Source organism: Anaerovibrio sp. JC8 (assembly GCF_002100115.1).
GTDB lineage: Bacteria > Bacillota > Negativicutes > Selenomonadales > Selenomonadaceae > Anaerovibrio.
Window position 1 is genome coordinate 73,504 of record NZ_ANBM01000007.1, and the last position, 21,677, is coordinate 95,180.

The window sequence follows — 21,677 nt, forward strand, 5'->3', positions numbered from 1 at the left end:
CAACATATATAAAAGCCCGTTTCACAGGCACCAGCATTGCTGCCAGAATGGATGACAGAAACTGCTGGTGGCGCTATGAAATAGATGGAAAACCATATAATAGAATAAAGTTCAAAAAAGAAACCACCATCCTTGCAGAGAATCTGGAAAATGGACAGCATGAAATCAGGCTGGTCCGCTCCACGGAGGGTGAAGCAGGACTTAGTATATTCATGGGCTTTATACTGGATGATGGCGCTGAATTCCTCCCAATTAAGGAGCCTAATCGCCTGAAGCTGGAATTTGTTGGTGACTCCATTACAGCCGGTGCCTTTAATGACGGTCCCCATGAGGTGGTGATGTACCACGATGTGGAGAACAACGATATGTCCTACGGTCCACAGCTGGCCAGAATGCTGGATGCAGATTACAGTGTTTTAGGAAAATCTGGTGAGGGACTTGTACATAATTACGCAGAGGAATGGCCATATAACCAGGTACACACTGCTGACCGCTATCCTTGGACCTATTACTCATTTAACTGGAATGACGAGCATCCTGATTGGAATTTTGCAGATAATCCTACAGATGCAATTTTAATCTCCATCGGTGCCAATGACTTTCTCTTTGAAAATAAGCCTACAGAGGATGAATTTATTAAGGGATACATTAACCTTATAAATGTAGTGCGAAACCATAATCCCAAGGCTGCCATAATCTGCATAGAACCTGTTCCGGCAGTTATCGGGCCTGATGCCGGCCTGTGGACGGAAAAAGCTGTAAAGGAGCTTATAAAGCAAGGTGATAAAGCCATTTATTATATTCCGCTGAATAAGGGTACTCCTCTCCTTCAGGCCTCTGATTACGTTGGTGATGGTGTTCATCCTACCCAGGAGGGTTCCAGAAAAATTGCTGAATATCTCAAAGACAAAGTAGAAACAATGCTTAAAAAGTAAATATTTGTAAGGGTAAAAGCAGTGATTTAAACTAAAAAACATTAGTTTGATTCACTGCTTTACTTATGATATTCTTTAAACAGAAGTGTTGTGTGTAATGATATTTTGGAGGTTATTATGGACAAATCAAAGGTTTACTTTACTGATTTCCGTGTTCCTGTTGGTACCAGTATTTTGACAAAGATGAAGAATCTGTTTATCAAAGCTGGTTTTAAGGATATTGACATGGAAAATCGCTTTGTAGCCATAAAAATGCATTTTGGCGAGCTGGGAAACATGGCTTTTCTGCGTCCCAACTATGCCAAGGTGGTAGCAGATTTGGTTAAGGAACAGGGTGGTCTCCCCTTCCTTACTGACTGCAACACTCTTTATCCTGGCAGCAGAAAGCATGCCCTGGAGCACATGGACTGTGCCAATATCAACGGCTTTAACACCATTTCCACCGGCTGTCAGATAATAATTGGTGACGGCCTTAAAGGCACCGATGATGTTGAGGTTCCTGTAAAAAATGGTGAGTACTGCAAAACTGCCAAGATTGGCCGTGCTGTTATGGACGCTGATGTATTCATTTCCCTGGCTCACTTCAAGGGCCATGAAATGACCGGCTTCGGTGGTGCCATCAAGAATATCGGTATGGGCTGTGGCAGCCGTGCCGGCAAGATGGAACAGCATTCCTCCGGCAAGGTGGTTGTAAATCCGGATAAGTGCCGTGGCTGCCAGATTTGTTCCAAGCATTGCGGCTCCAATGCCATCACCTATGAAAATAAAAAGGCCATTATTGACAAGGATATCTGTAAGGGCTGCGGCCGCTGTATCGGTGCCTGCCCATTTGATGCTATCCGCAACGACCAATGGGATGCCGGGGATCTGCTGGACAAGAAGATGGCTGAATATGCCCAGGCTGTTGTTCAGGACCGTCCTTGCTTCCATATCAACATGATTATGGATGTATCACCAAACTGTGACTGTCACGGTGAAAACGATGCCCCTATTCTGCCAAATCTGGGTATTGCCTGCTCCTTTGACCCGGTTGCCCTTGACCAGGCCTGCGTGGACATCTGCCAAAAGGCAGAGCCTATACGCAACTCCCAGCTGGGAGATAATCTGGCTGACCCACACCACCATGACCATGGTGACCACTGGCTCAACAACAACCCTAACGTACATTGGAAGGAAACCCTGGAGCACAGCGAAAAAATCGGCATCGGCACCAGAGATTATGAATTAATCGTAATGAAATAAACATCATTCTAAAAGCACTGGCTCAATTTTGAACCAGTGCTTTATTTTATAGCTTATATATCATTTTATATATAATTGTCAAACTATTTATAAAATTCTTGCTTTATTTATTGTCATGGCTAATCAAATGGATTAAAATTTACATAGAGTATTATTTATAACAGATTGGGGGATTACCAAATGTCAAACAGAATCGTATTAAACACAGTTTCCTATCATGGTTCCGGTTCCATCAATGAAATTATTGGTGAAGTTGAACGGGGCGGTTATAAGCATATCTTTGTATGCACCGATCCGGACCTGGTAAAATTTGGGGTAACAGCCAAGATTACAGACCTGCTGAGCAAAAACAATATTCCTTATACTGTTTATGACAAGATTAAGCCAAATCCTACCATCCAGAACGTACAGGATGGCGTGGCAGCCTTTAAGGCGTGCAAGGCCGATTCCATAATTGCTGTTGGTGGCGGTTCTTCCATGGATACAGCAAAAGCTGTTGGTATTATTATCACCAATCCGGAATTTGAGGATGTACGCTCACTGGAGGGCTTATCTCCAACCAAGAACCATGCTGTACCTACCATCGCTGTACCAACTACTGCCGGAACTGCAGCAGAGGTTACCATCAACTATGTAATTACCGATGTGGAGAAACAGCGTAAATTCGTGTGTGTTGACCCTAATGATATTCCTTCTGTGGCTATTGTTGACCCTGATATGATGGCTTCCATGCCAAAGGGATTGACCGCTGCCACCGGTATGGATGCCCTCACCCATGCCATTGAAGGCTATATTACCAAGGCAGCCTGGGAGCTTACCGATATGTTCCATCTGGAAGCAATCAAGCTTATTTCCCAGAATCTTCGTGACGCAGTAGCCAACAAGCCAGAAGGACGCAACGGCATGGCTTTGGCTCAGTATATAGCCGGAATGGGCTTTTCCAATGTAGGTCTGGGGATAGACCATGCGATGGCCCATACTCTCAGTGCACATTATGACACTCCTCACGGTGTTGCCTGTGCTATGCTTCTGCCAATTTCCATGGAATTCAACAAGGAACACACTGGCGAGCGCTATCGTGAAATTGCCCGTGCTATGGGTGTAGCCAATGTTGACTCCATGTCCCAGGCCGAATACCGGGATGCTGCCATTGCTGCAGTAAAGAAGCTGTCTGAGGATGTTGGAATTCCAGTCAAGAACGAAAAGATTACCGAAGCTGACCTTAAGATTCTGGCCAAGGATGCCCTGGCTGACGCCTGCTACCCTGGCAACCCTTGCGAAGCCACCGAACAACAGGTAATCGATATGTTCCGACAGCTCATGTAACTCGTAACACCAATTAAATAAAATCACTTTAATAGGCATTGGCTCAACTGCAGCCAATGCCTATTTTCTGGTAACGTCACTAAACTTTTCTCAAAATATGCTTAAATTATTCATCACCTTTTTTCCAGCCTTCACCAACAGTGCCTGCTTCCCTCATTTCCGTGGCTGCCTCGCTCATAAGGTCAAAAGATTGTCTAACGCCAGCAGAATCATGTGCAAAATTTACTGCATGGTCAGCTGAAATTCCAATAGACGCAGCCTCAGACACAGAATCCATATTTGCTCCCATGAAAATAAAATTCCACTTGTACTCCTGAGTTGCCTTTTCTATCATGGTCTTTACGTCTGCTTTGGTATACTCCTTGCTGTGATTTTCTTTGCCATCGGTCATAATGAGAAACAACACTCGGCGCTTGGCAGGGCAAATACCATCATGATTCATTTTGCCAAATATATCTGTAATCGTTCTTCCCACTGCATCCAGAAGGGCAGTCATCCCTCTTGCATAGTATTCTTTGTCGGTTAGCTCAGACACCTTCTTTATATCCTCTGCTTCCACCAGCTTTTCATACTTATCATCAAAAAGAACCGTGGTAACCTCAGCACTTCCCTTTTCCTGCCGCTGCTTATCCAAGAAAGAATTATAACCGCCTATAGTATCTCCAACTAAATGTCTCATTGAGCCGGAGCGGTCCAAAATGCATACAATTTGCACTGGCTCAGCGGATGTAAGCTGGCATTCTGAAGTATGCTCATGTGGCAATAAATCCGTTTGCCTTATTTCCGTTACTTGTTTTTCCGGCAAGCTGTTCACTGGCAACACCTGAGCAAAGCATATACCTGTACTAAAAACCAGCATCGATACCAACATTAATAAGCTTCTGTACATTTAATCATCTCCCATCAATCAAGTAATAGTTGTAAATGAGGGCACAATAATCACAATCATAATCTACATTACTACTTTCGTGATTTATGATATTTTTCCTGCTATATCATGAATCAGCATTTATTTCAACAGGAATATGTTCCTTTAGCCACCGTTTAAGCAAGAATGTTAATGCATAAGGGAAGGTGTAAAACTTACCATTCCAGCCAATATTGGTATCACCTAATTTTATTCCGTATATTATGTCAGAATATTTATCAGCACTAATGAGAGCATTAAGTGACTTTGTAGCACCATTAGTTGCTTTAACTTCCAAAGGTATTAAACTATCGGCATCACGTAAGAAGAAATCCATTTCCACAGTGGCATTGTCATTACGATAAAAATACAAATTGTACCCCTGTTGTTTAAGCATTTGAGCTACAACATTTTCTATCAATGCTCCCTTATAAACGCCAAAATTTCGGTTTGCCCGCAAATCTGTCTGGGCCTCCTCGTCTAAACTGGCAATCAGTAATCCCGTATCACCATAATACAAGCGATAATTATCTGGATTGTAATTACCCCGCAAAGGCAGTGACAAAGTATCCAGGCAGTAACACACATTTACAATACCAGCATTTATCAGCCAATCACCAACGCCAACGTATTCCCGACTTCTTGCACCATGGGCGACTTTTGATATCTTAAACTTCTTATTATCCTGCCCAAGAAAAACCGGTATTTTTCTGTAAACATTAAGGATTTTGACTTTATCCAGGCCCCCGGCATATTTTGTAATATCTTCTTCATAGTCGAGCAGCAATTGGCTTTGTAGATTGAGAATACCGCTATAGTTCTTTTGCTGAATAAAAAGCCAAACCACAGCTGGCATCCCCCCCAGCATTAAATATTCCTGAAAATTTTGACGCAAAGAACTCATCATTCCAGTTGAAAGAGGCTTCAGCTCCTTCATGCACTCATAAAGCATATCAATTTGCTTTGACGAATATCCCTTGCCCCACAAGTATTCTTCAAAATCCAATGAGTGCATATTATAATCCTGCTTATACCCTACACTATTGGATTCTATCTCCTGATAATTTAATCCCATCATAGAGCCAGAACATATTATGTCGAAACGTCCATCAATTTTAAATGCTTTCAGGCTGGTGGCACAACTAGGACACACCTGCATTTCATCAAAAAAAATCAATGTTTCGTGCGCTTCCAAAGCAAAATCAGGATTTATAAACGTTATGTTTTGAATTATTCGGTCTACATCAAAACCGTCAGCAAAAATATGTTGGTACTCTGGCTGTAATATAAAATTTATTTCCACCACATGTTTATAATTATTCCTGGCAAAATGCTCTATAGCTTCAGTTTTTCCTATCTGACGTGCCCCTCTAACGATTAGGGGCAGATGTCCTTCTGAGTTTTTCCATTCAATTAAATATTGGTCAATTTTACGTTGTAAACGGTCACTCACAAAAATCACCCCATTTCGCTTATATTATATCACATTTTTCTGGCATTTTTAGCGATGAAAATCACATTTTTCAACACATTTTTATTGCTTTTATCACATTTTCTCATAAAAATTGGCAAATGTATACTTGAAGTACAAATTTGCCAAAACAGCCCCTTAATTTAATTCTAATTTGCAATTTTATGGCTAAAATGAATAAAATATCAGTAGAAATACACTTAGGAGCGGATGGATATGAAACACTATAGACAACTTATCTTACATACATTATTGGCCATTAGCCTGTTCTCTTTTATCCCTCAACATAGTGAGGCTCGAATGGAAACATTTCGGGGCACTGGGGAATATACTGTCAGCGATAATGAGACCTTGCAGCAGGCTGAAGACAGTGCAGTAAAGGAAGCCCTACGAGATATATCTGAACAAGTAGGCGTAGTTGTATCAAGCAATACCAAAGTAGAAAATGCTGTTGTAACCCACGATGAAATAGTCACCTTTAGCAGCAGTTTTGTAAAGGTGCTGGATAAAAAAATAGAACGGCATATTGATGATGATGGCGACATTCATATTACAGCCCGTATTACTGGCAATGCAGACCCGGATTTAGTACTTACAGAATTAAAGCATCTTTCTACCCTTAAGTCGCCACAGAGTGGTAATGCTACTTCAGCCTCCCCTATCCCTTCTGTAACACCACAGCCTATTACACCACAACCAGTTATAATCCCTCAGCCTACTCAGCCTAATACTCAACCATCCAAAACCATCCCTCCGGAATATCAGGGGGCTTTACAACAGGCCAAAGCCTATTCTCTATCGAATCATCTCTCGAAAAAGGGATTATTCAAATATATGCTGAACAATGGTTATCCCAGAAATATTGCAACTATGATCAGTGAAAATGCTGATATAGACTGGAAAAATAATGCTTTAAATCGGGCCAGTGATTATTTAACCACCGGCTATTATTCAAAAAATGGCATCTATACTCAGCTTCTTTCTCCAAATGAGGGCTTTACCAGGGAGGAAGCCTTTTATGCCATGACCAACGTGGTGGCTGACTGGCAGGCCCAGGCTTTGGGCAAAGCCCGTCAATACAAGGAAATGGGCTGGTCCAATGACAAAATCAACCAGCGGCTTCTCGTGGAAGGTTTTGCCAAGAATGAGGTTCAATATGCTGTTTCGCTGATATAAAAAGGAGGCCCCTCGGGTCTCCTTTTCATTTTATATGCCATTATATATTAAGTCATTTCTACTGTCTCTACTCCATCCAAAGCATACATTGCATTCATTATTTCAACTTCTCTAATATGCTTGGTGTTAATCAAATCCATCTCAACCAGAGCCTTGGAATCATCCTGACAATGCTCGGCAGTCTTCATTTTCACCTGACTTATCTTTACGTCATGGAGCTTTAAGACATCATATATTTGCTGGATAGTTACTGAATCATTTTTAATTATTGCTTTTGCTGTCATCTTCTTATCAATAGGGTGAAAGGAATCCAGCTTGGCAAAAACCTCCAATACCAAAAATACCAGTGCCGCTGTCATAAAGGCACTCATGTAATAGCCGGCACCTACAGAAAGTCCAACACCGGCAACTACCCACAGGCAGGCGGCGGTGGTAAGACCAGTGACGTTGAGCCCCTCTTTCATGATAGCACCTGCACCAAGGAAACCGATACCACTTACTACCTGGGCTGCCAAACGGGCCGGATCCGCATTGGTTTTTCCCTCAACTGTGGAATAAATCTCAGTGGAAAGAATCATAATAAGGCAGGAACCCAGACACACCAGCATATTGGTTCTAAGGCCTGCTGATTTGCTTTTGGACTCACGTTCATATCCTATGAGCCCACCTAATATACAGGACAGCGCCAATCTCCCCAAAAGAACCAGGTCATTAGGCGTTACAAAACTGATTTCCATACAATCACCGCCATAAATATCTAAAATCTAAAAATAATTCTTGACATCAATCAATAATTGTTATAAACTACCAACAGTTTTTAAAAACTGAATATCGCCACGAAAGGAGTGGGAACATTGACTAACATCGATATGTTATTTTCAATGGTAGGGTTATTCACCGTAGCAGCAGCTATTCCTTGCATCTTTGCACCAGAGCTGGCTATGAGCGAAATGCGTGCCCTTGTGAAGTCTATTCTCTAATCTTAGAGATATTCTTCACTAAACTGAAATTGCAGCTGATTTTTATCAGGTGCCTTTTTTATTTTCAAAAATAAAATAAGGTTACTATAATGATTATATCACAGTAACCTTATTAGTATAGATATATTTTAATAAATTAATGCTTTAGCTGCATTCAATGCCAAGCGTCGTTATTTTTCGTAATAAGACAGCTTGGCTTTTTTACTGCTGGCAAAGCACGGCAGGAACAGCAGCAGCTTACTTACACAATATGTCACAAACAGGCCGATTATGCTGCTCAGTATCCACTTAGGGAACCACGGAATATCCAATGGAAGCAGGAAATATGCTACCGGGAATACGATCTGCATGTGAGCGTAGTACATGGTATAGGAATTGGCGGCCATTTCTCCCCAGAACTTATTGGTTCCATCGAAAAATCTGAAGAAAATTGCCAAGAGGCCAAAGAAGGATGAAGTAAACATCAAGGCCTGCAAAATTCCCCTGATAAAGACGAAATGAAGCGGATTAGCCACCATAAACCGGCCCATAAGCACCCACAAAGGATAAGCCGCAGTAGCAATAACAAAAAAAGGTACCCAAATCTTTACAGAAGGCTTATATCCGTTATCAGTAAACCACTGATGCTTCCAGGCATAAGCACCCAAAAAGAATGCCCACACATATGGCAAAATACGGCATGGCTGAAGAACAAGGAAGTAGCTGAGATGAATCCATAAATCATCAAAGCCTGTAATAATATCCATGGCTACAACATTACAAAATACAAAGATAAACAATGGCACGGCCATGGATCTGTCATTTGGAGTAGGCTCATACTGGGTAAGGTAGTTCTTGTCCAATCTGCTGATAATGTACATAAGCAGATAAAATACCGTCAAAATTCCCAAAAACCAATACTGGATATGGGAAAAGAACAAACCGGATCCGCCATTTACCGGGTCAAAGAAAAACCAGTCACGGCAAAAAGTGGCAAAATCAACAGGATAGTTACGGCTAAAGAAGGTCAGATATGATACAGGAGCCGCAAAAAGGGCTGCACCCACTATCCACGGAACAATAATCCGCTTAAAGCGGCCATGCCACCACTTGCTTCCCCCGTGCTTTTTTAAGGTCCTGATACCAAAATAACCACTGATAAAGAACATCATTGGCATAATAAAGATATCAACCCAGCAAACAAAACCTGTAAGAAACAGTGAACAATGCTCCTTATCCACCACATACCACCATTCCGGAGCGTATGCCATGTAGCAAAGTCCTAAATGGAAGACAATCATCAGATTAATGGTAAACATCTTCAGATTATCCATAAAAAATAGTCTTTTCCCCGTCATCTTAACAATACAACACCCTTCGAATAATTATTTGTGTATAGTAACAGCATCCCAGCTGGTATCAAAAATGATTTGGTAAACAATGTCATCGGCCCTATTGCCCCAAAACAGCTTACCCTTTTCTATATTGGAAGCCAAAAGAGAAAAATAACTCAGGACCACAATAGGATGCAGCTCTTTTTTTATAATCCCCTCTTTTTGCCCCCGTTCTACAAAGGCATACATAGGCTCGAATAAGTCAGTAACATTATCCAGCATCAATGCTTTGCCCAACATAGACGACATAAATTGCTCATAAACCTGAAACTCCGCAGGATAAAGGCGAAAATATTCCACCATCCGCCAAAAATATCGCTTAAAGCATTCCTTTATATCGCCACTGTCATCAAAATCTTCCATAATGTAGTCGCAATTCTTTTTGATTACGTACTTATAAAGCTCCTTCAGCAGCTCCTCCTTGCTGCTGAAATACACGTAAATAGTGGCCTGAGGAACACCGGAAGCCTTGGCGATCATGGACATGGATACCCCACTGATCCCCTGCTTGGCCATAAGGTCTGCGGTGGTTTTCAATATTAAATTACTCTTTTGTTCATCACGCTTTCTCATGTTTTAAATAATAACCGATTAATCGGTCGGTGTCAATTTAAAAAATAATTTTGAAATATTTTCAATAAAAATTTATCATATGAAAAAAAGGTCTTTGACAAAATTTGTCGAACAAATTACAATAGAGATATCAGAAGGAAAGGATGCAAAATAACATGAAAAATACCAAAAAAGTTAGTTTTCTCTACGATACAGGTACTGTTGAACTGGAGGTTCCAGCTGAAAGTGCAGTTCTCACCTCCCGGGTGGATGAACTGAAAAGCTCCCGCTCCGGCCGTGAAATCGTGCATGAAGCAATGATGAATCCAATAGACAGCCCACGTCTTTCCGAGCTTGCCAAGGGTAAGCCGGACTGCTGCATCATTATTTCTGACCACACCCGTCCTGTTCCAAGCAAGGATATTTTACCTGAAATGATCGCTGAGCTCCGCAAGGGCAGCCCAGATATAAAAATCAAGCTATTGGTAGCTACCGGCTTCCATCGTCCTACAAGCATTGATGAATTGCGCAGTAAACTTGGGGATGACTTGTATGATGAATTCAAAGAAAACATCATAGTACATGACGCCCATAATCCAGATTGCAACACCAAGGTTGGTGTATTGCCATCCGGCCCAGACTGCATAATTGACAAGGTGGCTGCTGAATCTTCCCTGCTGGTGGCAGAAGGCTTCATTGAGGCTCATTTCTTTGCCGGCTTCTCCGGTGGACGCAAGAGTGTCCTGCCTGGAATTTGTGATGCTGTAACTGTTATGGGCAACCATTGCGGTGAGTTTATTGCCTCCCCTTATGCCCGTACCGGTATTTTGAAGGGTAATCCACTGCACATTGATATGGTGGCTGCAGCCAAGATGGCCAAGCTTGCCTTTATCTGCAATGTAATTATTGACGAAGAACAAAAAACTGTTGCCGCTTATGCCGGCAATTTTGAAACAGCACATTTGGAGGGCACTGAATTCCTGGCGAAGTACTGTGCCGTAAAGCCAGCTCCTGCTGATATTGTTATCACAACCAACGGTGGCTATCCACTGGACCAGAACGCATACCAGTGTCCAAAGGGGATGACCGCCGCTGAGGCCTCCATTAATGAAGGCGGTGTCATAATAATGCTGGCCACCTGTAAAGACGGCCACGGCGGTCAGTCTTATTATGACTCTATACATGATGCTGCCACTGCCGATGAGTTTTTCCAGAAGTGCGTGAACACACCGCAGGAGGAAACTCTCCCGGATCAGTGGTGTGCCCAGGTTTGGTGCCGCATTCTCAGAAAGCACACTGTTCTCTTTGTGGCTGATCCGGCCCAGAAGCAGCTTATTGAGGATTTGAAGGCCCACTACTTCCCTACCCTGGAAGAGGCTTATGCAGAGGCACGCCGCATCAAGGGTGAAAATGCTACTGTAACCTGTATTCCAAACGGAATATCCGTTATAGTCCGTGATTAATTAGTCGTTCCCTATCATTACATACACATATAACCCAACTCGATTATCCTAATGATAGTCCAACACAAAAACAGCTGCCAGATACCCCCGGCAGCTGTTTTTGTGTCTATTTATTTTTCTTCGTGAATCATATCAAAGTAATACTTTACCAGCTTTTGTGCATATTTTAATACCGGTAATACTGTAGCGTTGTTTTCAAAATAATACATGTGACGGTTGAAGCGCTTATTTACCAAATCATGCAACAGCTCCAGCTGAAAATGCTTTTCCTCGGTACTGGTAACAATATTCCAGAAAACAAAGAGGGTTATATTTAGCTCCTTAATGAAGGAAACATGATTCAGCACCCTTGATTCGTTTTCATCCAGGCCCATATCCACCGCAATTTTAATAGCCAAATCAGTATCCGGTGCCGTAGCAGATGGATGAAGGTTAAACATCAGGCAGTTGTTATGGGCAATACTGTTACGGAGCATTTTTACCGTATCAAGATATTTGGCCTCAACATGCTTTTGCTGATATTTTTCAAAATACATCTGATAGAGGTCAATGAACTGTGAGAAGGTCTGAACCTCTATAATATTCCATACGGCAAAATTTCCATTGTACTTTTCAATCAGGCCCTTGGCATACTTGGACTGGTGGCGGGACAATTCCTTGTCCATGTATTTGCGCTTTTCCATGTATTCACTGACAATGCTGTAGCCATTTTCCTTCTTGTTGCGGGCAAGGGCGTTCAAAAGCTGGATTTTGGCATAATGCTCCACATCCTGCACGAGATTAAACATTACCCGGCGATAATAAAGGTCCAGAAGGGACAATTCCTTTAAATAGGCAAATTCCAGATCTACATATCTGGTACCTACCCCAGGCTTCTTGGTTTTCTCATAGTTTTCTGCATAATGCTTAAGCCGAAAATAATAGGTATGTCTGGCAAGATATTCCAGTGCTTCCGGTTCCTTCACTATGTTGAAGCCAATATTTTTCGACTTCATCTGCTGTATCTGTCCCTCAAGGTTGAGCTTGTTATTAGCCAAGGTATTATTCACTCTCTCCGTATAATTGAATATATTTCTTTTCCGTTTTCAAGACGCTCTTGACATACATTTCGGTTTCCCGGAAAGGAATGGCGGATATATCATTAAAATCATAATCCCAGCCATATTCCTTCATCCATTCCTCCACGTTGCCATGTCCGGCATTATAGGCCGCCAGGGCCAATATCTTGTTGCCGTGAAAATCCTTCAACAAACGGCCCAAATACCATGAACCGTAGTATATATTCATCTCCGGGGCCTCAAGCATCTCCGGAGAATAGCTTTCATCGTTTATTTCCCCTGCAATCCATTTGGCAGTATCAGGCATAAGCTGCATCAGTCCAATGGCCCCAGGGGTGGAAACTGCCTTATCCTTAAAATTGCTTTCGTTCTTTATGACCGCAGCCACCAAAAACTCATCCACGCCATGCTCCTGACTGCACACCTGAACAATCTGGCGATAATGATACGGAAACATGAAGGTCTGCTGAACACTTTTCTGCTGAGTAACAAAGAAAACCACAAAGGCCATCAGAAGGATGATAATACCTATTGCGCAGCTCCAGGTTCGTCTCTGAAATTCTTTTTTTTGGCGTAGATATTCACGGCGACGTTTTAAACGTTCGTCTTCCCTGTCCATTACTCACCTTCTAACATCAATTTTTCCAGCTTTTCCTCAAGCTGACTGCGAAGTCGCTTTCTGTCAGCATTGTTGTTTATTATTACATCACTTAATTTTTTCTTTTCCTCAAGGCTCATCTGTGAATCTATCCGTCGAATAGCTTCCTCACGGCTGTAGTGATTTCGAGCCATCAGCCTTTTGAGCTGTGTATTACGGGGTACATATACCAGCCATGTTTCATCAGTTATTTTATCATAAGAAGCCTCAAACAACAGAGGTACATCCAGAAAAATATATTTCTCTCCCCTGCTTCTGGCCTCCTCCACCTGGGAAAGCATCTCCTCCTTTATAAGGGGATGCACAAGGCTGTTAATGACTGACAGCTCATTTTTATTGTTGAACACAATATCAGCAACAGCCTGACGATTAAGGCTTCTGTCAGGGTTTATAACCCTGCTGCCATAACGGGCAAAATATATCTGCCATATTGAACGGTCAGGCTCTGCCAGCTCCCAGGCAATTTTGTCACAATCCACCACAGTATAGCCCTGCTGACGAAGGTAGTTGGTAACAGTACTCTTGCCACTGGCTATACCACCAGTTAAACCAATAATCTTCATATTTTAAATGAATCCTTATTTTTGAAGCATTACTAATATATTTAAGTATTATTTAGGAAGCTGACATTTAGGGCAATAGACGGTACCACGGCCACCAACCTTCAGCTTCTCCATTATAGTACCACATTTACGACATGGCTGACCAGCACGGCCATAGGCATAAAGATTATCCTGATGACTTCCCTTGCCACCAGTACCATCACGATAGTCCCGGAAGGTGGTACCACCGTCATTTATTCCGTCCTCTATAACCTTATTAATTGAGGCATACAGCTTCTTGGCCTCAGTTCCAGTTACAGAATCAGGGGTCCTTAAAGGATTAATTCCCGCCAAAAACAGGCACTCATCCACATAAATATTTCCCAGGCCTGCAATATAGTTCTGCTTCAAAAGAAAGCTCTTTATTTTGCCCTTTTTTCTGGAAAGTATATTTTTAAGGTACTCCAGGGTAAATTCGTCACTAAGAGGCTCCGGCCCCAGCTCTGCCAAACCACCAATCTGTGGAAGCTCCTCATCCGTCATGGCATAGATGGTTCCCAGGGTGCGGGTATCCGCAAAAATAAAGCGGGCATCATCATCCAAATGGAAAATAATGCGTGAATGCCTTCTATCGGGATCATTCGGACCACAGTAGCAGGCCTGTCCGCTCATTCTAAGATGGATAACCAGGGATATTCCATTGTTCAGCTTTAAAATAAGATATTTTCCCCTGCGCAGAAGCTCGCTGATTACTTGTCCCTTAATACGGGATACAAACTCCTCAGGGGACGGGAATTTTATTTGTCTGGACAGAAGCAGCTCCACATCAGTGATTTTCCTGCCCTTTATATGTGGCTCCAATGAACGCTTTATGGTTTCAAGCTCCGGCATTTCCGGCATGGCCATTTCCCCCTTACTATTTAGCCTCAGCCCAATTCTTACCCATGTTTATATCAATGGAAAGAGGCACATCCAGTTTGACAATATTTTCCATTGCATCCCTTAAAATGCTCTTTACTGCCTCAATCTCGGACTCCACAACCTCCAATACCAGCTCATCATGAACCTGAAGAAGAATGCGGCTCTTAAGCTTGGCATCCTTCAGCATTTTGTGGGCCTTAATCATTGCCAGCTTGATTATATCAGCTGCAGTACCCTGAATTGGTGTGTTCATGGCCATTCTTTCAGCCAGCATCCGCTGCATATAATTGGAGCTGTTGATGGAAGGCAGCTCACGGCGCCGACCAAAGGAGGTCTGCACATATCCCTTGGCATGGGCATCCTCAACCACCTTATCAATAAAGGTCTTCACACCTTTGCATTTTTCAAAATAGCTTTCAATATACCCGGCAGCTTCCTTGCGGGTAATTCCCAAATCCTGGGACAGGCCATAATCGCTGATACCGTAAACAATGCCGAAATTTACTGCCTTGGCATTACGGCGCTGCAATTGGGTAACCTCATCAATTGAGATTCCAAACACCTCTGCAGCAGTACGGGCATGAATGTCCTCATTATTTTTAAAGGCCTTGATAAAGCTCTCATCCTTTGACATATCCGCCAAGACTCTTAGCTCAATCTGGGAATAATCAGCACTGAGAAGATAATCATAGCCCTCTCCAGGCTCAAAAAGCAGACGGATTTTCTTGCCTTCTTCTGTACGGACCGGGATATTCTGTAAATTTGGATCAGAGCTGCTGAGTCTTCCCGTTGCCGTAACAGTCTGATTAAAATTGGTATGAACACGGTTGGTATCCGGATTTATAAGCTGACTAATACCGTCAAGATAAGTGGATTTCAGCTTGGTCCAAAGGCGATAGCTTAATATTTTCTCAACAACCGGATGCTCATGCCGAAGCTGATTCAGAACCTCCGCGTTGGTGGAATATCCGGTCTTGGTCTTTTTAATCACCGGCAGCCCCAGCTTTTCAAAGAGAACTTCACCCAGCTGTTTTGGCGAGTTAATATTAAACTCCTGTCCTGCCAGCTCATGAATTTCCTTCTCCAGCTCAGCAATGGTTTTTCCCACGGCCACTGACTGCTCATGGAGATTTTTGCGGTTTACATAGATTCCGTTACTCTCCATATCCGCCAGCACCTCTGCCAATGGGAGCTCCATATCAAAATACAGCCTGTCCAGCTCTTTGTCCTTCATGCCTTCTAGCATATCAGCACTTATGCGCTCCATGGCCATTGCCTGCCATGACTCTTTTTCACACAATGACGCGTTCTTTTCCGGTGCATTGATGCTGGGACCATATATGGACGCCAGCTCGGCTATATCATATTTGGAGCTGACAGGATTTAAAAGGTAGCCTATAAGCTCCAAATCATAAACCTTACCCTTAACCTCAACACCAGCATGATAATAATTCTTTAAGCCGTGGACATATTTTTCCACCGATTCGTCAGCAAACAGCTCCTTGAATACATTCCAAAGCCCGTTGTCAGCAGTGCTTTCATCAAAAAACAGCGAATCCTGTCCAAACTCACCATTGGTAGAGACCTCTGCAAAAAAACGCTTGCCATTTACGGCTATCCCAAGCCCCTCAATGGATAAATCTGGAGTTTTGCCCCTGATTACGGCCGAAGCATAAAGCTTTCCATGCTGTCTGCATTCCTCAACAACCTTCTCTGCCGTTGAAATATCATTGATTATCACGCAATCAGGAATCGTTTCTTCAGGAACAGCCGCCACAGCCTCACCATCGGTAATAAATGGCTGAATAGCCTTCAGCATGGATTTGATATTGTAGCGGGTATAAAAGCGGGTAAGCTCATTGCCGTCCGTGGTGATTTTATACTCTGCCTCATTGAAGTCCACAGGCACCTCAAGACAAATAGTGGCCAGCTTCTTGGACAAAACAGCCATCTGCTGATTATCACGGATGTTTTCCTTCAGCTTCTTGCCCGCAATTTCCTCAACATGGAGCAGCACTTCCTCCACAGTACCATAGGCTGCCAGCAGCTTCATGGCTGTTTTTGGGCCCACCCCCGGTACACCCGGAATATTATCGGAGGTATCACCCATAAGCCCCTTCATGTCAATGAGCTGAATTGGGTCCAATCCCTCATATTCCTCCTGGAAAGCGGCCTCATCATAAACCTTCAGCTCGGAAATGCCCTTCTTGGTAAACAGCACCTTTAAATCAGGCTTAACCAGCTGCAGGGCATCCCTGTCACCAGTGACCACATAGGCTTCACAGCCGTTATCCAGGGCCTTGTTGGCCAGAGTGCCAATAATATCATCAGCCTCATATCCGGAAAGCTCCACCAGGGATATGCCCCAGGCCTTAATCATTTCATGGAAAATTGGAATCTGGCTTAAAAGCTCGGGAGGAGTAGGCTTTCTGGTTCCTTTGTATTCTGTGAACATATCATTGCGGAAGGTCTTTTTGCCGGCATCAAATGCAATAACCAAATAATCCGGCTTCCACTCTGTCATAAGCTTAACCAGCATATTGGAAAAGCCATAAATGGCATTGGTAAACTCACCGGACTTGGATTCCAAAAGTGGCAAGGCATAAAAGGCCCTATACAACAGGCTGCTTCCGTCTAAAATAAAAAACTTTTTCTTCAAGGTTCTCCCCCCATACAAAGCCTATGGACGTATAGGCACAAGAAAGCAGAGATATTATCTACCTCTGCTTTGAAAAACAAACTTTACAAAACTTATTTAATTACCGCTGTAACCCTTCTGGCGTACCAAGGAGTAGTATTTACTGTGGTAGTAGGCTGTTTTATCTTTTTCTTCTTATTTTCAGCCGGCTTAGCTGGCTCATTATCCTTTACAGGTTCAGCCTCCTTTACCGTCTCCGGTGCCTTGGCCTCTTCAGCCTCCTTTACCGTCTCCGGTGCCTTGGCCTCTTCAGACGCCTTAGGATTTTCGGCTTCCTTAACCTTTTCAGGCTCTATTACCTTTTCGGCTGTCTCAACCTTTTCAGGCAACTCAACCTTTTCAGCTTCCGTAACTTTTTCAGGCTCTTTAGCCTTTTCGGCTTCTACAACCTTTTCGGGCTGTTTTACAGCTTCAGCCTGAACCAATGTGTTTTGCTGAGCAACAATTTCCTTTACAGGCTCCTTGACCGTCTCCGGCTCCCTTACCGGCTCAACAGCCTTGACAGGATTGGACTTATAAACCATGGAATTGTTGGAGAATTTTCCACCGCTGATATTAAACAGGCCTTCAACCTCATCAGCATTTACATAGAGAATATCCTTAAACAGATAAACCGTAGCGAAGCCATGAGAAGTACGAACCATACCAGCATCCAAATCACTGTGAACAGGAATGTTCAGGACCTCAGACAGCTGATAAATCGGCAGATAGTAAATGCCATCCTTTAAAACGGCCTTTCTCTGAAGGTCAATTCCATTTACCAGCAAATTAAATGGCTTGGCCACATAATTTGGCTCACCGTCTGCATCGTCAATATTGGTCTGAATGGCCTCATTGCTTTCAAAACAATCTACACCATAACCGTGGAGCCACTCATTGATCTGCTCCACTGTAATAGGCTGACAGTCGTAGGCATCAGGATAAATGTAATATACTACCGTGCCATCAGGAGATTTTTCCATTACACAGCGGTTGTAGTAAACCTCCACAGGAGTACCAACATCTACCCGCTCGTACAAATCCTCCACATCCTCCTCACGCATGCGGATGCAGCCCTTGGAGGCATAGGTGCCGATGCTGGCAGGATTATTGGTGCCGTGAATGCCATAGTAGCCATTAAAGCCAATCCAGCGATATCCAAGAGGATTATCCGGACCTGAAGCCACCTCTACTTCGCGGTTAGATGGGTCAATCCAGGTAGGATTTACCGCCTTTTCATACACCTTATAATAGCCTACAGGTGAACGATATTCCACTCTGCCACAGGCTATAGGATAAATCTTGGTCTTTATCCCCTTCTCATAAAGATAAATCCCCCGTGAAGCAAGATTTACCATAATCTTGGTACCATCATTGACCATAGGAATCAGCTCCTCCTCATGAGCTTTCTGTTCCCCATTGGTCACTGCTGCTGTCTGAACATTGGCAGTACCCACCTCATGCTCAGTCACGTTGGCTGCCACCGGTTCAGCTGCCCAGGCTGTACCGTATATTAGCATTGCTGCGCATATCATGCCCACAATTTTTCTTGCCCTAAACCCCATCATATTCATCCTCCGGATAATATAAATTACAACTACAAGTTTATCATGGCAATTTGTTTTTTTCAACGTTAAAACATAATAAAAAAGCCCTTCTCAGACATCTACCGAAAAGGGCTCAGGCATATTCAGCTATTCTTTATTTGCATAACGCGTTTCTTCTTTTTTCGCTTCCAGCGGCTATGCTCAATTTTATATATTACCATAGGAATAATAAGACTGATCACACCCAGATAAATGGTCTCCCGAAGCTCCGGCTCAGATGCCACAATAATAATACTGATGATCTGTGCCCAGATACCAAAATGGGTAACAAACGGGAAAAACGGCGTCTTATAGCGAAGTCTATCCACAGAGTTTCTGACCTCGCAATGCTTGCGGAAATTGTACTGGCTCCAGCAAATGGAAATCCAGGCTATGGCCCCTGTAAATCCTGAAAGGGAAAGAAGGTAAGTATAGGCCATATCACTGGTATCAAAGCTGTAAAGCAGAATAATCAGCCAGCAGGTGGCAATGGTAACCACCACGGAATTCTGCGGCATACCGTTTTTATTCAGCTTGGCCAGCTTTTTCGGAGCCATGCCTATCTTTGACAAGGAATAAAGGGCACGGCTGGTTCCATAAAGGCCGGAATTGGTACAGGACAGGGCTGCTGTCAGCACCACAAAGCTAAAGAATGCGGCAAACTTGTCCAATCCGTACTGGGACAAAGCCACAGCAAAAACACTTTCTTCAAGGCTTGCCTTATCCCAAGGCAAAATAGAAATCAAAACTGATATTGGAATAATATATAAAGCGATAATTCTCCAGGTAACATTTCTGACAGCCAGAGGAATACTTTCCTCCGGGTTCTCACATTCACCGGCAGCAAGACCGATGATTTCCGTTCCTTGGAAATTAACAAGAATAATGGTCATGGTTACAATGATGGCCCAGTAGCCGTTTGGCGTAAAGCCCCCACTTCCAAGGAGAAGCGTGGTACCAAGGTAACCCTGATCACCAATAATACCTAAAATAATAAGGATACCTACCAAAACGAAAGCCAACAAAGCTATTATTTTTATGATCGCCAGCCAAAATTCGCTTTCGCCAAATTTATCAACCTGAAACAGGTTCACTATCGTGACCAGAAGACAAAAAAGAACAGCCCACCAAAGCTGACTGACCTCCGGCACGAAATTGTTCATTATAATGCCGGCAGCAATCATTTCTGACGGGACATAGGAAACCCATGTGACCCAATACGTCCAGCCTACACCACACGCCCAAGTAGGATTAATATATTTTCTGGCATACGTTACAAAAGAGCCCGCTATAGGTTCTGCTACCGCCAATTCTGCCAAACAAAGCATGACACACAGTACAATGGCTCCTCCCAATAAATAGGAAACTATTGCAGCTGGTCCTGCTTTTTCCAGAATATAACCGGTACCAAGGAAATATCCGCTGCCAATTACACCGCCTAAGGAAATAAGCTGCAAATGGCGATTCTTCAATCCCCTGTTCATTCCTTTTTCTTCCATTGCCTCACTAACACAACCTTTCATTCACTATCATTTTACAGTGAGCAAATATCCTGTTAACTATACCACGTTTCAGACCATAATACTATAGATTTATTTTTTGCTGTCTGACAGCTTGTCCTCCTCGTAGTCATCATCATAGTCATCAGAGTCGCCATACTCTCCCTGTTCATCATCGGAATTTTGCTTTTTGTTATACAGGATCATGGCCACAACTGCCACGGCAATTCCCAGCATGCTGGTTACAGCTGACACATCTTCAGGTGCAAATTCGGAAATTAACCAAAATACCAGCACTGCTACCAGACACAGCTTTAAGATATTCATAATTTTTCGTCCCTTCCCATAATACTTGTTTAACCTATTGTATCATCAAAATTGAACCTTTAGTATTTTCTAATCTTATTTTAATCTTTGTTTCATTTTTATTTAATTTATAAATAGTAGTATTATCCTACATCAAAGGAGAGTATTTTTTCTCCTATTGAAAGCTAATCAAGGTTAAAGTAACAGACAAACCTCTCCAATTGCTTGTTACGCGAAGATTACCTTGATGTAGATCCCATTATCATTCCTTCTCCGTGAGAAGCCCCTCATCTCCAAGGGGCTTCTTTTATTTTGTCTTTATCTTTGCAATTAGATTACCTAATCGTATATAATTATTACAAAGGTATGACGAATTTTAAAAGGAGCAGGACAATGGAAGAAGAAAACAAAATGCTGGAGGAAGCCGCTGGCAAACTAAATATAGTACCCGGCACCCGTCACTTTTACTGGGTGCTTTTTAAATCCACCTTTCTCATCAGTGCCTTTACTGTAGGCGGCGGAATGGTCATCATTCCCTTGCTGAAGAAAAAATTTGTGGATGAATACGGCTGGATCAATGACAAGGATACCCTGGATATAACCGCTATTGCCCAGTCACTGCCGGGAATAATGGCTGTTAATGCCTCCATTATGCTGGGGTATAAAATGTCCGGTTTGATGGGTACAATGGTAACCATTCTGGCAACGATACTGCCTCCCCTTATTACTATTACCATAATTGCCTTTTTCTATGACCTTTTTGCCCATAACTACTATGTGCAGCTGATTCTAAAGGGCATGCAGTGCGGTGCCACAGCGGTAATTATCGATGTGGGACTTAATCTGGTGAACAAGCTGTTCAAAAAGAAGCTGTTGCTTCCAATATTAATTGCAGTTGGAACCTTTGTGGCATCACTTTGCTTTAATGTAAATCCTATGTATTGCGTTCTTGTGGATGCGATTATCGGTCTTTTGCTGCTGAGAGATCCTAAGTACAACTAAGAA

20 protein-coding genes are annotated in these 21,677 nt (G+C 42.9%); 7 read left to right on the forward strand and 13 right to left on the reverse strand.

Going from position 1 to position 21,677, the window contains the following annotated elements; translation table 11 throughout:
• Positions 1-8: 8 nt before the first annotated feature.
• The 3 genes from D081_RS08365 (at position 9) to fucO (ending at position 3,503) form a co-directional block, all read left to right on the forward strand.
• The gene (locus tag D081_RS08365; RefSeq protein ID WP_233127465.1) at positions 9-935 is read left to right on the forward strand and encodes an SGNH/GDSL hydrolase family protein; all 927 of its coding nucleotides are present in this window, start codon (positions 9-11) and stop codon (positions 933-935) included.
• A 117-nt stretch (positions 936-1,052) separates the two neighbouring features.
• Positions 1,053-2,177: a DUF362 domain-containing protein gene (locus tag D081_RS08370; protein WP_198941980.1), complete on the forward strand. Its 1,125-nt coding sequence runs from the start codon at positions 1,053-1,055 to the stop codon at positions 2,175-2,177.
• Between the two features lie 180 nt (positions 2,178-2,357).
• Positions 2,358-3,503 (forward strand): lactaldehyde reductase, encoded by a 1,146-nt coding sequence (gene fucO / locus D081_RS08375; protein WP_085023744.1) that lies wholly within the window; start codon positions 2,358-2,360, stop codon positions 3,501-3,503.
• A gap of 106 nt (positions 3,504-3,609) precedes the next feature.
• Here the strand turns inward: fucO and D081_RS08380 are convergent, their stop codons facing one another.
• Together D081_RS08380 and D081_RS08385 are read right to left on the reverse strand one after the other, a co-directional pair.
• Positions 3,610-4,392: a VWA domain-containing protein gene (locus D081_RS08380; RefSeq protein WP_085023745.1), complete on the reverse strand. Its 783-nt coding sequence runs from the start codon at positions 4,390-4,392 to the stop codon at positions 3,610-3,612.
• A 106-nt stretch (positions 4,393-4,498) separates the two neighbouring features.
• The gene (locus D081_RS08385) at positions 4,499-5,863 is read right to left on the reverse strand and encodes an ATP-binding protein (RefSeq protein ID WP_085023746.1); all 1,365 of its coding nucleotides are present in this window, start codon (positions 5,861-5,863) and stop codon (positions 4,499-4,501) included.
• 318 nt (positions 5,864-6,181) lie between these two features.
• Here D081_RS08385 and D081_RS08390 point away from each other — a divergent pair, with 318 nt between their 5' ends.
• The gene (locus D081_RS08390; protein WP_158087612.1) at positions 6,182-7,057 is read left to right on the forward strand and encodes an Ltp family lipoprotein; all 876 of its coding nucleotides are present in this window, start codon (positions 6,182-6,184) and stop codon (positions 7,055-7,057) included.
• 47 nt (positions 7,058-7,104) lie between these two features.
• Here D081_RS08390 and D081_RS08395 read toward each other — a convergent pair whose 3' ends face one another.
• Positions 7,105-7,794: an MgtC/SapB family protein gene (locus D081_RS08395; protein WP_085023748.1), complete on the reverse strand. Its 690-nt coding sequence runs from the start codon at positions 7,792-7,794 to the stop codon at positions 7,105-7,107.
• 117 nt (positions 7,795-7,911) lie between these two features.
• Between D081_RS08395 and D081_RS13020 the strand changes: the two genes are divergently transcribed.
• Entirely contained in the window at positions 7,912-8,037 is a 126-nt protein-coding gene (locus tag D081_RS13020; protein ID WP_255346645.1) for a hypothetical protein, read from the forward strand.
• Positions 8,038-8,207: 170 nt separating this feature from the next.
• On the opposite strand, the gene D081_RS08400 is transcribed toward D081_RS13020, so the two are convergent.
• Both D081_RS08400 and D081_RS08405 read right to left on the reverse strand, forming a co-directional pair.
• Positions 8,208-9,350, reverse strand: a complete 1,143-nt coding sequence (locus D081_RS08400; protein ID WP_158087613.1) for an acyltransferase family protein — start codon at positions 9,348-9,350, stop codon at positions 8,208-8,210.
• Positions 9,351-9,401: 51 nt separating this feature from the next.
• Complete coding sequence (locus D081_RS08405) at positions 9,402-9,947, reverse strand: TetR/AcrR family transcriptional regulator (RefSeq protein WP_158087614.1); 546 nt, start codon at positions 9,945-9,947, stop codon at positions 9,402-9,404.
• Positions 9,948-10,138: 191 nt separating this feature from the next.
• On the opposite strand from D081_RS08405, the gene larA reads away from it, so the two are divergent.
• Positions 10,139-11,425, forward strand: a complete 1,287-nt coding sequence (larA, locus tag D081_RS08410; protein ID WP_085023751.1) for a nickel-dependent lactate racemase — start codon at positions 10,139-10,141, stop codon at positions 11,423-11,425.
• Positions 11,426-11,535: 110 nt separating this feature from the next.
• Here larA and D081_RS08415 read toward each other — a convergent pair whose 3' ends face one another.
• From D081_RS08415 to D081_RS08450, 8 genes are all read right to left on the reverse strand, one after another.
• Positions 11,536-12,462: an Abi family protein gene (locus D081_RS08415; RefSeq protein WP_143272173.1), complete on the reverse strand. Its 927-nt coding sequence runs from the start codon at positions 12,460-12,462 to the stop codon at positions 11,536-11,538.
• Positions 12,463-12,466: 4 nt separating this feature from the next.
• On the reverse strand, positions 12,467-13,102 hold the full coding sequence (locus D081_RS08420) for a lytic transglycosylase domain-containing protein (RefSeq protein WP_085023753.1): 636 nt from the start codon (positions 13,100-13,102) through the stop codon (positions 12,467-12,469).
• Positions 13,102-13,704: a dephospho-CoA kinase gene (coaE, locus tag D081_RS08425; protein WP_085023754.1), complete on the reverse strand. Its 603-nt coding sequence runs from the start codon at positions 13,702-13,704 to the stop codon at positions 13,102-13,104. Before coaE ends, D081_RS08420 begins: the two co-directional genes overlap by 1 nt.
• Before the next feature lie 48 nt (positions 13,705-13,752).
• On the reverse strand, positions 13,753-14,589 hold the full coding sequence (mutM, locus tag D081_RS08430) for a bifunctional DNA-formamidopyrimidine glycosylase/DNA-(apurinic or apyrimidinic site) lyase (protein WP_233127464.1): 837 nt from the start codon (positions 14,587-14,589) through the stop codon (positions 13,753-13,755).
• Between the two features lie 10 nt (positions 14,590-14,599).
• Complete coding sequence (polA, locus tag D081_RS08435; RefSeq protein ID WP_085023756.1) at positions 14,600-17,263, reverse strand: DNA polymerase I; 2,664 nt, start codon at positions 17,261-17,263, stop codon at positions 14,600-14,602.
• Positions 17,264-17,355: 92 nt separating this feature from the next.
• Entirely contained in the window at positions 17,356-18,849 is a 1,494-nt protein-coding gene (locus tag D081_RS08440) for a L,D-transpeptidase (RefSeq protein WP_158087615.1), read from the reverse strand.
• A gap of 122 nt (positions 18,850-18,971) precedes the next feature.
• A complete protein-coding gene (locus D081_RS08445) occupies positions 18,972-20,351 on the reverse strand; it encodes an amino acid permease (RefSeq protein ID WP_085023758.1) in 1,380 nt (459 codons plus the stop codon).
• Between the two features lie 108 nt (positions 20,352-20,459).
• Positions 20,460-20,693 (reverse strand): hypothetical protein, encoded by a 234-nt coding sequence (locus D081_RS08450; RefSeq protein WP_085023759.1) that lies wholly within the window; start codon positions 20,691-20,693, stop codon positions 20,460-20,462.
• A 372-nt stretch (positions 20,694-21,065) separates the two neighbouring features.
• Between D081_RS08450 and D081_RS08455 the strand changes: the two genes are divergently transcribed.
• On the forward strand, positions 21,066-21,674 hold the full coding sequence (locus D081_RS08455) for a chromate transporter (RefSeq protein WP_143272174.1): 609 nt from the start codon (positions 21,066-21,068) through the stop codon (positions 21,672-21,674).
• The last annotated feature ends 3 nt before the right edge of the window (positions 21,675-21,677 follow it).

Excerpts from the sequence above, each read along its gene's own strand:
- D081_RS08400 (WP_158087613.1), bottom strand. The coding sequence starts at position 9,350 with ATGGATAATCTGAAGATGTTTACCATTAATCTGATGATTGTCTTCCAT.
- D081_RS08455 (WP_143272174.1), top strand. The coding sequence starts at position 21,066 with ATGGAAGAAGAAAACAAAATGCTGGAGGAAGCCGCTGGCAAACTAAAT.
- D081_RS08420 (WP_085023753.1), bottom strand. The coding sequence starts at position 13,102 with ATGGACAGGGAAGACGAACGTTTAAAACGTCGCCGTGAATATCTACGC.
- D081_RS08370 (WP_198941980.1), top strand. The coding sequence starts at position 1,053 with ATGGACAAATCAAAGGTTTACTTTACTGATTTCCGTGTTCCTGTTGGT.
- coaE (WP_085023754.1), bottom strand. The coding sequence starts at position 13,704 with ATGAAGATTATTGGTTTAACTGGTGGTATAGCCAGTGGCAAGAGTACT.
- D081_RS08390 (WP_158087612.1), top strand. The coding sequence starts at position 6,182 with ATGGAAACATTTCGGGGCACTGGGGAATATACTGTCAGCGATAATGAG.
- D081_RS08380 (WP_085023745.1), bottom strand. The coding sequence starts at position 4,392 with ATGTACAGAAGCTTATTAATGTTGGTATCGATGCTGGTTTTTAGTACA.
- D081_RS08450 (WP_085023759.1), bottom strand. The coding sequence starts at position 20,693 with ATGAATATCTTAAAGCTGTGTCTGGTAGCAGTGCTGGTATTTTGGTTA.
- mutM (WP_233127464.1), bottom strand. The coding sequence starts at position 14,589 with ATGGCCATGCCGGAAATGCCGGAGCTTGAAACCATAAAGCGTTCATTG.
- D081_RS08445 (WP_085023758.1), bottom strand. The coding sequence starts at position 20,351 with ATGAACAGGGGATTGAAGAATCGCCATTTGCAGCTTATTTCCTTAGGC.
- D081_RS08440 (WP_158087615.1), bottom strand. The coding sequence starts at position 18,849 with ATGATGGGGTTTAGGGCAAGAAAAATTGTGGGCATGATATGCGCAGCA.
- D081_RS08395 (WP_085023748.1), bottom strand. The coding sequence starts at position 7,794 with ATGGAAATCAGTTTTGTAACGCCTAATGACCTGGTTCTTTTGGGGAGA.
- fucO (WP_085023744.1), top strand. The coding sequence starts at position 2,358 with ATGTCAAACAGAATCGTATTAAACACAGTTTCCTATCATGGTTCCGGT.
- larA (WP_085023751.1), top strand. The coding sequence starts at position 10,139 with ATGAAAAATACCAAAAAAGTTAGTTTTCTCTACGATACAGGTACTGTT.